Below are 12,041 nucleotides of genomic sequence, written 5' to 3'. Positions count from 1 at the left end.
CGCTATGATTTCCGCCCCACTCAATGGATGAGCGAAAGTAAATATGCTGTGAACGGGACAGAACCAACCCAACTGATACTTTGCGTCACAATTATTGGTGTCTCAATCCAAGTAAACTTGTTATTTTGGGAATTGATTGCTTTCACCGGCAATTTGGTTGCTCTCGTACTGGTTTGATTGCTTTCCAAGTAGAAGTAATTGCTTTCGCTGACCGGTTGGTTGCTTTAAGCCTTTTATTGGATTCACACAGTCCAAAAATTGTAATGAAATTTGTTTTTGGCGAGTTGATACTGAGTAATTAAGCAATTTCCTTTGATTTTCGCTGCAGCCGTCGACTCCTGCCGGATAAGTGAGCAAAATGAGACATCCCAACGTACGCCTAAAAGCGGCGGGGATGGCTCATCGCTTACCCGGCGGAAAGCGTACGACTGCAGCGAAAATCCTAGCGGCCACCTAATAGAGTTTTACGACGCACTATCTCCAAATACTGACATACCTTTATACTTTCCATAAGGATAAAAAAAACCGTGAGAATTTTTTCTCACGGTTTTACTTTTAGTCTTCCTATTATTTTCACCGATAATTGCGTAATAATCTCTGCAAAAACTAAACCCATCGCAATGGAGCCAGAAATAATGAGTGCAACTGATGCATATTCCATTGCCACGGTATAATCCTTCTCTATTACATTTCGCATTGCATTATAGGCAGATCCGCCTGGAACTAACGGGATAATGCCCGCTACACTAAAAATAATCATCGGCATCTTAAACTTTTTAGCCATTAAATGGGCAACAAAAGCAACTGTAAATGCACCAGCGAATGAGGATTTTGCAGGATCATTACTTAAATCGTCGACATAAGAATATACAAGCCAGCCCGTCATGCCAACAATCCCACAATAGAAAAGTGATTTTTTTGGCGCATTAAAAATAATTCCAAACCCTGTTGCTGCTGCAAAACTTAAAATCCCTTGCATGAAATACGACATAGGCAACCCTCCTTAAAATGACAAACCTAATGCTACCCCTGCACCTATGGCAAAAGCCGTCAAAAACGCTTCTGCTCCTTTTGATACACCGGAAACAAAATGACCCGCCATTAAATCACGTACGGCATTCGTTATAAGTAATCCCGGAACAAGTGGCATGACAGAACCAATAATGATTGCGTCCACTTCATTTCCTAATCCCCATGAAACCGAAAATATAGCGATCAAACAAATAAATAATGCCGCTAAAAACTCAGCAAAAAATTTCACTCTCGTTTTCATCTCTAACAACGTAGAAACAGAAAAACCTACACCACCAGCTAACAAAGCAGTGGGAACATCTTTAAATGTACCACCATATAACAAAAGAAATGCGGCAGATGCAATTGATGCAGCTACTATTTGTATCCACAATGGGAGTGTTTTATGTTCTTTTTCAATACTAACCAGCTCTGAATGCGCTTCTTGAAGAGTTATCTCCTTATTGACGAGTTTTCTCGAAACGTTATTTACAAGCGCTATTCGTTCTAAATCGGTCGATCTATTACTGATCCTAACTAGTTTAGTTGGAAGGCTATTACTGCCTGCGAAGATGATGCCAGTTGGAGTGACAAAACTTTGGGATTGCGTTAGTTGCTGCGAAAGCGCCATTCGATCCATTGTATCTTCTGCTCGATACGTCTCCGCCCCACTCTCCATCATTAAACGACCTGCAAGTAAACAACATTCTACTGCTAATTCGGCGTTTTGCGACAATCTGAACACCTTCCTTTATATAGTGAAATTCAACTACGATAATCTTATCGAACGTTGAAAATAAAAACAATAAAAACTAAAACTTTATCCCCTATTCATCCGTCTAATCTAATATAATAGATAAGTACTAGAAAAGGAGAATCATCACCATGTCCACCCATCCACGTTCCAAAAAAAGAGGACGTTGGATTGATATTACGTTTATCATAACTATTCTTGCATTGAGTAGTTTAACGATTTTTCTTCTAACGCTTCCCAATCCTGCAAAAAAAGAAAAAGAAGTAGTATCGGCCAACTTTCCAACTGAACCGAAAGAACAAATTAACGAAAGTGATTCGGTATATCCAGGAATTCGTATTATTACGGAAACGTCTAATGATGAAAAAACACCGTATGCAATTCAATTTCCACAAAGTAATGTTCCAGAATTCAATAACCTTGTAAAGACGTATACAAATAATTTAAAAACATTATATTTAAAAGAAGCAGATTCTTTATCTGAATCGAATATACATAGCAGTGGAGAACTGAATATATCGTTTGAAGTTTTTCAACATACAACAGGATATTATTCATTTGTCATTCATTCTTACATGAATTCAGGTGGAGCAAACGGATTATCCGAAACGAAAATTTTCCGTTTACATAATCAGTCTGGACATATGCTTACCATAAATGATTTACTCGCTAACAATGAAAAAGCTCTTGTAAAACTTGCTACAAAAGTGAGAGAATCCATCTTAGCAGATGAACAATTGAATACCTACTTACTACAAAAAGAATTCACAGAAAAAACAATGCCTACTTGGGATAATTATTCCAATTTTTCTTTAAAGAAAGATTCGATTGAATTTTATTATGACGACTATGAAATTACAGCTGGTGCGGCGGGATCACCAATTGTTTCTATACCGCTCGAAGATATAAACGATATTATCGCAGACAGTTTCAAACTTCCAGAGGTAGCCATCCAGCCGCCTAAAGCATCATCGGAAAAAGAAGAACAACCTTCTGGGGGAAAACAACAGGAAGACACAGTAGTAACTCCATCCGAAAAAGTAGTTGCCCTTACATTTGATGATGGTCCGAATCCAGATTCAACTAAACTAATTCTCGATACACTAAAGAAGTATAATGCAAAAGCTACGTTTTTTATGCTTGGAAGTCGCGTCTCTTTCTATCCTGAAATTGTAAAGGAAATGAAAGAAGCAGGACATGAGCTAGGGAACCATACATGGAATCATATAGATTTAACAAAAGCTTCTGCTGAAAAAATTGCTTTAGAGATTAATAACACCAGTGACGCCATTGAACAAGCATCTGGCAGTAAACCAACTGTATTCCGCCCACCATACGGAGCTGTCAATAATACGGTTCGTGCTCAAACTTCCCTACCAGTCGTTTTATGGGATGTGGATACGCTCGATTGGAAATACCGTGATGCCAATCACCTACTTGAGCATGTAAAAAAACATGTAAAGGAAGGTTCTACTATTTTAATGCATGACATTCATATGTCTACAGCGGAAGGTCTAGACGCTGTACTTGCCTACTTGCAAGAAGAAGGCTATTCATTTGTAACTGTATCAGAGTTGAAAAAATAAAACGTCCCTGTGCATCAAACAATTCAGAATTGTTTGATGCACAGGGACAAAAATTTTAATATGACATTTTACTTAATTGTTTAAAGGAGTTTAAATTGTAGCTTTTGATTTCTTTCATCGCAATTGTATATAAAGAGTCCTCCACGTAAATCATTCGTTGAATACTGCTCTCCCAATCTTCGTATTCCTTCTCAGGATTTTCTGGGTTTAATAAGTTTCCTTTTAAAACAATCCCATTTTTCGGTGTAATTTCATACACTAATGCTCCTGCTTGTTTAAATTCTGCATACTCTTTTCCTTTCCCATAAATGGAAATAGGGAATCCATATAATCCTTTTTCTTTGTGCTCAAACAGCGCATGGTGATCATATTGAATCGGAGAATATGTTCCTTGATCTCCAATTATTTCTGTATCCAATTCTTTTGGTTTCGTAAAATCACTTACATCGAAAAGAGAAATTTTCATTCCGCCTGTCATTATAAGGGGTTGCTTACTACCAAATTGCGTATCAACGATTGTTTCATAACCAAAACCAATTAAATGATTTTCATCTAATGGATGCAAATAGTTACTGAATCCCGGAATTTTTAGTTCTCCTAACACTTTTGGTGCGGTTGGTTCCGCTACATCAATAACGAATAATGGATCCGTTTCTTTAAACGTCACCATATATGCTTTATCTCCCATAAATCTTGCTGAATAGATTCGCTCCTCTTTTGCCAAACCTGTTACTTGGCCGACTGTTTTCATCTGTTCGTCGAGTATAAATAGATTATTTTCAGATACTTTATTTTCATCCCAATTATTGCCTTTTGTCGTTACTGTTCGGAAATAACCGTTATGCTCATCCATCGAGAACTGATTTAATATCGTTCCAGTTAAGCGACTCGACGCAACGAATTGCACGGATGCATCATTTAATGCAAATTTAAAAACTTCTGTATCCATCTCACCTGGGTTCCAAATCATTTTTTTCGCATTGGAATTGTTCGTTTCATAAATAGTCGAGGTTAAATATAGGTTATCTTTTGACATGTATAATTGTTCACTACCACCAAGATACCCTTTCGTTTTTAGTACATTTTTTACCGGATTAGATACATCAATTGCCGAAATAATACTATAGTTACCTCCCGTAGAACTAGGAAGGATTGCAATATTATCATAGCTCATCGGTTTTGCTTCCTTATCCGATTTAGAATCATACGTAAATGGACGTAACTCAGCATCTGCATCTTCTTCCATCATCCAGAACTTTGGATAAACAGTAGTTACATAATACAGAGTATCATTTGTTAGGCGTGCCCCATTCATATATCCTTCTGTTGCAATTTCCCTTGTTTGTTTCGGTGATGCTGGATTGGAAATGTCATAGAAATAAACAGTTGTCATTGAATCCATAGGTAAATACATACTATCCATCATTTTTGCACTTTCCATTTCCAGTGTGCGAAAGACATTTTTCTGTCCGATAACCATTAAAGTGTCATTAGATAATAGTAGTTGGGTTGGATAAAAATCTTGTGCAAAGGAGATTTTCTTTTCTTCTTTCATATCCTTTGGGTTTGCTACATTAACAATTACTACATTATTTTCACTAATCGAAAATACATGCGTACCGTTTGTTTTTACAGTATCTGCTTCATCTACACCTTCTACTTGGTTATTTGTAGTAGAATAGTCTCCACCTTGACCACCGGAGGAATCTTTCGCTTCCATCGTATTAGCAGATTCTTCAGTTACTGCTGCTCCATTTTGCTGGTTTAATTGTAGTTCTTTTACTTTTTCAAAATAAGCTTTTAATTGTTCTTTGGATTGAACGGTTTGAATTTCACTGTTTTCTTTAAATGGCTGATTGGTTGATACATTGTTCTGTGCACTTATCTCTATTTTAGAGAAATAAAATGCACCTGTGATGCCAATTATAAAAGCGAAAGCAATAGTGGATAAAAGCCACTTTTTCATATTAATCTTCCTTTCTGAAATTCCTTGTTAATCCATTAGACTGAATTTTTTGCTTTTAGTTTCACTAATACCAAAATTATTTGATTAGCAAAATTATTATGAATACAATAGTTTGTTTTCTATTATTCTGCTATCATTGAATGGAAGGGGATGTATGAATAAACAAAGGGGATTTATGTGAAGACACTAACACGATTTTCGAACGCATTAATGGAAAGGTACTTACCTGATCCATACATTTTTGTGGCGATATTAACATTATTAGTATTTTTACTTGGCGTAACATTAACGGATTCAACACCAATTGAAATGGTAACTTACTGGGGCGACGGTTTTTGGGGTTTACTTTCTTTCACTATGCAAATGGTTGTCGTTCTTTTAGCAGGACATGTTTTAGCTAGTAGTCCTATATTCAAAAAACTACTTAGCGCAATGGCTAGTACTGCAAAATCACCTGGTTCTGCTATTATTCTTGTAACTGTCGTTTCCTTAATCGGATGTTGGATCAACTGGGGCTTCGGTTTAGTCATTGGTGCTTTGTTTGCAAAAGAAATTGCACGTAAAGTGAAAAATGTCGATTACCGATTACTTATTGCAAGTGCTTATTCTGGATTTATCGTGTGGCATGGAGGTTTAGCGGGTTCTGTTCCACTTTCCATTGCAACAGAAGGGCATCCTTTCGCGGAAAAAATGGGTGTCATCCCAACTACCGAAACATTATTTTCTACATATAACTTAGTTATAGTTATCGCACTATTCATTTCGGTCCCTCTATTAAATAGATGGATGATGCCTAGAAAAGAAGATACTTTCTCCATTGATCCTTCCTTACTAGAAGAAGGTACGGAGGTTGAACAAGAAGAAAAAGAAAAGAAAACACCAGCTTCACGATTAGAAGGTAGCTATGTTTTAACTTTTTTAATCGGTTTACTTGGAGTAGTGTATCTTGTCCAACATTTCATCACAAAAGGTTTTGACTTAAACTTAAATATCGTCAATCTAATATTCATTACACTTGGTATTATTTGTCACGGAACACCCAAAAATTTCCTCGTTGCCGTTAAAAATGCAGCAAAAACAGTTGGTGATATTGTTATTCAATTCCCGTTTTACGCAGGCATTATGGGGATGATGGTTGCTTCTGGTCTAGCAGGAGTGGTATCCGAAGCATTCATAAACATTTCCAATGAGCATACTTTCTATTTATTCACGTTCTATGCTGCTGGTATAGTAAACTTCTTTATCCCATCAGGTGGCGGACAATGGGCTGTCCAAGCTCCAATTATGCTAGATGCAGCTTCCGCTTTAGATTTAAGCTATGCTAAAACAGCTATGGCTATTGCGTGGGGTGATGCTTGGACTAACATGATTCAACCATTTTGGGCACTTCCAGCATTAGCAATTGCCGGCCTTCGTGCAAAAGACATTATGGGCTTCTGTTTGTTTGTCCTTATATTAAGTGGAATTGTTATTAGTATTGGACTTTTCTTTTTTTAAATAAAAATATACGAATATCCCCTTCAAAGTACTTCAATTCATGTATGGAAAAAGGTTTTCTTGAGCGCATCAAGAAAACCTTTTTATCGCTTAGAAAACTATAAAATTTCCCCACTATTGTTTATTCACTTTATTCCTTTTAATTAAAAGAAGCTGGCTTATAGTTCTATGTTGGGTCCGCAATGTAAAGATAAAGCGTCGTAGTGAATAGAGACAGATGCTTTTTAATTGCATGATCATTTCTCCACCGGATACTCACCTAAATAGTCAAATGCACCAGGTATTTACAATACATCATCCGCTGTTATATTTGCAAAATCTCATGAATGATTTCTTAATCTACACATCTCTTTATTGTTTTACGAAGTAACTGTTCTTCTCCAGAGCATTCAAAATTCATACCCGTTCCCCTCTTACTGCTGTTTCGACAATATTTACATCGCGAGCAGCCATCTCTCTTATATATAAGTCACCAGGTACGATTAGTTCTGGCGGATAAACCCCTCTTTTCGTTATGACATTATTGCCAATCATTTGTGCAACAACCGAAATTGTATTGGCTGTCGCTCTTGCCATTGCGGTAGTGCCGGATATTCGGTCTTTTTTTGTTGCCAATTCATAGTTGTACGTTACATTCTCCCCATTTTTAATACCCGTCACTATAACTCTTAGTAAAACGGCGTCCTCTTTATCTCCTAATATTAATTGCGGCGTTAATACTTCTTTTAAAACGTCGCGAACTTTTATCATATTTCCTTTCACGTTGACGACCATGTCTTTATTCGTCAATCCTAGGTCTACTAGCAGTTTGAATTTCTCTGCATGTCCTTTATATCGAATCGTTTTATACTCCAATGTATCAACATTTGGGAAAGATTTGCTCAATGTCGATGTTCCACCGGCAGTATGAAACGCTTCTAACTCCCCGTAATTTTTGAAGAAAATTGGTTCAACTTCTGAAAGCGATTTCACTTCTTGTAGCTTTCCATTTCGAATGACATGCGAAGGATCCGTATAATGATCAAATACTCCCTCAAGCGAAAAGACAATGTTATATCCGAAAATTCCTTCCGGCTCTAGCGGGATTCCGCCTACATACAGATGAATTCCTTCTACTTCTTCCAATTTACTTGCTCCATAACCTGTAAGAATATTAATCATCCCTGGTGCTACCCCTAGATCAGGAATGAGGGTAATCCCTTTTTCTTGTGCTTTTTTATGAAGTGAAAGTACTGCATCTGTCGCTCCGCCGATATGCCCTCCTAAATCAATGGAATGCACGCCCATTTCAACAGCAAGTGTTGCGATTTTTTCATTAAATGTATAAAAAAGTGCATTGATAATAACATCTGCCTTACTCATAATTTGACGTATACTATCCTCATCATTTGCATCCAGTCTACAAACTTCAATCTTAGAGTTTTGCAGTCTTTCTCGGAACATATTAGCTTGTCCCACATCTAAATCACATAATAATACTTGTTCCACATTAGGACTTTTCACTAAATCACGTGCTGCTTCTTTCCCCATTAAACCTGCACCTAATACAGCAACTTTCATGTAAGTACCCTCCAGTATTCTGTGTCTATTTGTTTGCTAACTCCACCATGATGGTTAACTCCTTCTTACCATACTTATGCTTAATCATCCAACTACATGCCGTGCAAAATTGCTATGCTGGTCATTAAAATGCTTCTATTTATTACATTCTATAATCCTCATTAAATCCCTTTATTAATTTCCGAAAAATCTGAATGTCTCTTTTGAAACCTTTGCCCCATTTTTTCGTATAGTTAAATAGTTAAGAAAAAGGAGGAAATAAAGCATGAACAATCACGAAATTGACTACAAATTATATGGGGATGATATGCAATTTGTAGAAATCGAATTAGATCCACAAGAAACTGTAGTTGCTGAAGCTGGTAGCTTAATGATGATGGAAGATGGCATTTCGATGGAAACTATTTTTGGAGATGGTTCAAGTTCTTCTAGTAGTAGCGGGATTATGGGAAAGCTAATGGGTGCAGGAAAACGAATGCTGACAGGTGAAAGTTTATTTATGACTACGTTTACGAATGTTGGTAGTGGAAAAAAACATGTTTATTTTGCTTCTCCTTATCCTGGAAAAATCATTCCGATGGATTTAAGCAAGTACCGCGGCAAAATTATTTGTCAAAAAGATGCCTTTTTAGCTGCAGCGAAAGGAGTTTCCGTTGGTATCGAATTTCAACGCAAGCTAGGGGCTGGATTCTTCGGTGGGGAAGGATTCATCATGCAAAAGCTTGAAGGTGACGGTTTAGCATTCGTTCACGCTGGTGGTACTATTCACCGAAAAAGCTTACAAGTCGGCGAAACACTACGTGTAGATACAGGATGTTTAGTCGCGATGACATCGGATGTAGACTATAATATCGAAATGGTAAAAGGAGTCAAAACTGCATTATTCGGTGGGGAAGGTTTGTTCTTCGCAACTCTGCGCGGACCAGGTACTGTTTGGATTCAATCACTACCATTTAGTCGTCTAGCTAGCCGTGTATTCGCTGCTGCTCCTCAAACTCCAGGCGGTGGCTCAAGAGAAGAAGGAAGTATCGCCGGTGGACTATTCAACCTTTTAGGTGGGAAATAATAAAAGAACAAATGCTATAACGCCTATAGTAATTAGGAACTTGGCATGGGATAGCGTTAAGAAAAAAAGCATCCATATTTCTAAATTTTATATAGCTTCCTAAGTAAAAAGGAAGGTACAAGTTGAACTGCTTGTACCTTTTTTGTTGTTATCAAATACCCTTTTTTCCTTAGCAGAAAGAAAACTCTATTATTCTACAATTATCGTCCAAATTGTTTATTATTTATATGCCCTCCCCTCATATACTAGTAAAAAGAACAATCCTGTCGATTTTTGTTCTTGTATTGTTCTTTCCAATAGTAAAAAGGAGGTGATTGTGATGAAAGCTTCTTTAGGTAGTTGGATTGGCTGGATAGGAATCGTGCTCGCAGTCGTGGGGTTCTTCTATTATCCATTATGGTTTGGTGGTGCTGCAGTAGTGTTAGGCTTACTCGGTCTAACATTCCCTCAAAAATTCCTAGCTTGGTCTGCCATTGTACTTGGAGCAATTGCATTCTTTCTTCCGATGTTGCAATAGACGAATTGATATATAAATTGTGGCATGTACGGAGGCATTTCCGCACATGCCTTTTTTAGTGAAAAGCATATGTTTCACTCCGTATTTAATCAAAGGTTAATCCAGCTACTTTGGCTGGACCCCAAAAAGTCGTTTGAGATAACATAGTTGCCATTTCATGTGGGGATTTATCCATTCCGACCTTCAACCAATGCTGAATGACTCCCAGATGTGCAGAGCTTATATATGCGGTTAAGTAATCCAAAGGAACCATCCTCTTTTCTTCCTCTGTAATTAGAAAAAACTTATCTAGCATTTTCTTTTTGATGACTTCCTTTAGCCGTACCTGAAAAGATGGATCTCCATTTGGTCCTAAAATAACATTCATGAAAGTAGCATTTTCTTCGAAGTATTCAAATAGTTTTATGACAAAAGGAAGCGGCATTCCCCCTTCAAGATTGTTTCTATCCTTTAGATTTATAGCTTTCCATGCCTCTTCCGTAATTTTATCCAGTTCTTCAAACACTTCTTCCTCACTTTGTTCCAGTAAATCATACTTATCTTTGTAATGCAGATAAAATGTACCTCTATTGATATCAGCCTTTTCCGTTAAATCACTTACGGTAATTGCCTCAAATCCTTTTTCCTCCATCAATTGGGTGAATGCATCTCTAATCATCCGCTTTGTTCTAGTAATTCGACGATCAATCTTTTTTTCATCCATTCACTACTTCCTCCTTATTTATTGAACAAATTATTCCGTTTTGTTAAGTAACGGACGGAATCACTATTATTGATTATTGTTATTTTAATAACTCCATCGTAATATACATGGAGAACATTAATCAACACATTGTTCATTATCGAAAGGGGTTTTTACAATGAATTTGCTTAAAAATAAGTTAACATTCATTTCACCAATAGCCGTAATTGGTATTATATTCATTTTTTCGCTAACGCTTATTCCATCTATTAGTCCGGCTCCAAAGGATATGCCCATTGCAATAGTCAATGAAGACTTAGGAGCTAAGCTACCGAATAATACAGAACTGAATATGGGTAACACATTTTCCGAAAACATCCGCTCACAAGCCATACCTGGTCAAGATTCCCCAATCAAATGGATTGAAGTGAATAGCTTATCCGAAGTACAAAAAGGATTGGATGAAAAGAAGTATTATGCTGCTTTAGTCATACCGGAAGACTTTAGTAAAAATCAAGCTTCTCTCCAAACAGCACAACCTACCTCACCAGAAATTCAAATTTTAGTAAACCAGGGTATGAACCCCACTGCTGCCAATATGGCAAGTCAAATACTAAATGGAATGGTCGATGGTATCAACACAAACGTCCGTACTCAAATATTGGAAGGATTTGAAGTGCAAGGTAATACAATTACGACGGAACAAGCTGCTCTACTTGTCTCTCCAATTATAAAAAAGGTTATTAATGTCAACGAGATAGGAACGAAAAGTGCAAATGGAAATGCACCTGTTACAATGTTCCAACCACTTTGGATGGGTAGTATTGCTGGCGCAGCTATTGTATTCATGTCACTAAGAAAAACTGTATTTAGAACTCGTAAAGACAAATTAATTGGAGTTTCTATCCAAACGTTAGTAGGTGCAATTCTTGCTCTTATTGCAGGATTTGGGTTAACTTTTCTGGCGAATTCAATGCTCGGATTAGAAGTTCCAAAACTTAGTGATACGGGATTATTTTTATCTCTTACTTACTTTGCATTCTTTTTAATGATTTCAGCGGTTCTCATGTGGTTAGGTATTAAGGGTTTGCCAATTTTCATCATCATGCTCTTTTTCGGTGCACCGCTTCTTGCGATGCCTCCAGAGTTCTTATCACCGTTTTATCGTAATTGGATTTATTCATGGCTACCAATGCGTCAAATGATTGAAGGTCTTCGTGAATTATTCTTCTTTGGAACAGGATTTGGCTGGAGTCATTCTGTTCAAATGCTAACTTGGATAGCACTTGGAAGTTTTATTTTATTAATTAGTTCTTCATTTAAAAAGGTAAAATTGGATGTGATAATGGAAACCAATAGTGAAGTATAGAAAAAAAGCTCGTGAAGTGTATGCGCACTTCTT

Annotated in this window: 10 protein-coding genes; 5 read left to right on the top strand and 5 right to left on the bottom strand. The window is 37.0% G+C overall.

The genetic code is table 11. The features are described from left to right. Nucleotides 1-541: 541 nt before the first annotated feature. Nucleotides 542-991, bottom strand: coding sequence for a threonine/serine exporter family protein (locus ACIQ38_RS01295; RefSeq protein WP_402817048.1), 450 nt, complete (start codon nt 989-991; stop codon nt 542-544). 12 nt (nt 992-1,003) lie between these two features. Continuing rightward, the gene (locus tag ACIQ38_RS01290) at nt 1,004-1,747 is read right to left on the bottom strand and encodes a threonine/serine exporter family protein (protein WP_402817046.1); all 744 of its coding nucleotides are present in this window, start codon (nt 1,745-1,747) and stop codon (nt 1,004-1,006) included. A gap of 149 nt (nt 1,748-1,896) precedes the next feature. Between ACIQ38_RS01290 and ACIQ38_RS01285 the strand changes: the two genes are divergently transcribed. Then, nucleotides 1,897-3,351 (top strand): polysaccharide deacetylase family protein, encoded by a 1,455-nt coding sequence (locus ACIQ38_RS01285; RefSeq protein ID WP_402817044.1) that lies wholly within the window; start codon nt 1,897-1,899, stop codon nt 3,349-3,351. Nucleotides 3,352-3,406: 55 nt separating this feature from the next. On the opposite strand, the gene ACIQ38_RS01280 is transcribed toward ACIQ38_RS01285, so the two are convergent. Next, the gene (locus tag ACIQ38_RS01280) at nt 3,407-5,317 is read right to left on the bottom strand and encodes a beta-propeller domain-containing protein (RefSeq protein WP_402817042.1); all 1,911 of its coding nucleotides are present in this window, start codon (nt 5,315-5,317) and stop codon (nt 3,407-3,409) included. 177 nt (nt 5,318-5,494) lie between these two features. Between ACIQ38_RS01280 and ACIQ38_RS01275 the strand changes: the two genes are divergently transcribed. After that, nucleotides 5,495-6,814, top strand: a complete 1,320-nt coding sequence (locus ACIQ38_RS01275) for a short-chain fatty acid transporter (protein WP_402817040.1) — start codon at nt 5,495-5,497, stop codon at nt 6,812-6,814. 396 nt (nt 6,815-7,210) lie between these two features. On the opposite strand, the gene ACIQ38_RS01270 is transcribed toward ACIQ38_RS01275, so the two are convergent. Then, nucleotides 7,211-8,374: a saccharopine dehydrogenase family protein gene (locus tag ACIQ38_RS01270; RefSeq protein WP_402817038.1), complete on the bottom strand. Its 1,164-nt coding sequence runs from the start codon at nt 8,372-8,374 to the stop codon at nt 7,211-7,213. Nucleotides 8,375-8,639: 265 nt separating this feature from the next. On the opposite strand from ACIQ38_RS01270, the gene ACIQ38_RS01265 reads away from it, so the two are divergent. Continuing rightward, nucleotides 8,640-9,440: a TIGR00266 family protein gene (locus ACIQ38_RS01265; RefSeq protein WP_402817036.1), complete on the top strand. Its 801-nt coding sequence runs from the start codon at nt 8,640-8,642 to the stop codon at nt 9,438-9,440. 319 nt (nt 9,441-9,759) lie between these two features. Further along, on the top strand, nt 9,760-9,957 hold the full coding sequence (locus tag ACIQ38_RS01260; protein ID WP_402817034.1) for a hypothetical protein: 198 nt from the start codon (nt 9,760-9,762) through the stop codon (nt 9,955-9,957). Nucleotides 9,958-10,042: 85 nt separating this feature from the next. Here ACIQ38_RS01260 and ACIQ38_RS01255 read toward each other — a convergent pair whose 3' ends face one another. Next, nucleotides 10,043-10,660, bottom strand: a complete 618-nt coding sequence (locus tag ACIQ38_RS01255) for a TetR/AcrR family transcriptional regulator (protein WP_402817032.1) — start codon at nt 10,658-10,660, stop codon at nt 10,043-10,045. 163 nt (nt 10,661-10,823) lie between these two features. Here ACIQ38_RS01255 and ACIQ38_RS01250 point away from each other — a divergent pair, with 163 nt between their 5' ends. Continuing rightward, nucleotides 10,824-12,008 (top strand): YhgE/Pip domain-containing protein, encoded by a 1,185-nt coding sequence (locus ACIQ38_RS01250; RefSeq protein WP_402819528.1) that lies wholly within the window; start codon nt 10,824-10,826, stop codon nt 12,006-12,008. The last annotated feature ends 33 nt before the right edge of the window (nt 12,009-12,041 follow it).

The sequence above is a fragment of the Psychrobacillus sp. NPDC096389 genome (assembly GCF_044762855.1).
GTDB lineage: Bacteria > Bacillota > Bacilli > Bacillales_A > Planococcaceae > Psychrobacillus.
Note: the sequence above shows the minus strand (reverse complement) of the source record. Positions and strands in the feature narration are given on the sequence as shown.

Coding starts and splice junctions, on each gene's coding strand:
- ACIQ38_RS01295 (WP_402817048.1), bottom strand. CDS start 991: ATGTCGTATTTCATGCAAGGGATTTTAAGTTTTGCAGCAGCAACAGGG.
- ACIQ38_RS01285 (WP_402817044.1), top strand. CDS start 1,897: ATGTCCACCCATCCACGTTCCAAAAAAAGAGGACGTTGGATTGATATT.
- ACIQ38_RS01280 (WP_402817042.1), bottom strand. CDS start 5,317: ATGAAAAAGTGGCTTTTATCCACTATTGCTTTCGCTTTTATAATTGGC.
- ACIQ38_RS01270 (WP_402817038.1), bottom strand. CDS start 8,374: ATGAAAGTTGCTGTATTAGGTGCAGGTTTAATGGGGAAAGAAGCAGCA.
- ACIQ38_RS01265 (WP_402817036.1), top strand. CDS start 8,640: ATGAACAATCACGAAATTGACTACAAATTATATGGGGATGATATGCAA.
- ACIQ38_RS01260 (WP_402817034.1), top strand. CDS start 9,760: ATGAAAGCTTCTTTAGGTAGTTGGATTGGCTGGATAGGAATCGTGCTC.
- ACIQ38_RS01255 (WP_402817032.1), bottom strand. CDS start 10,660: ATGGATGAAAAAAAGATTGATCGTCGAATTACTAGAACAAAGCGGATG.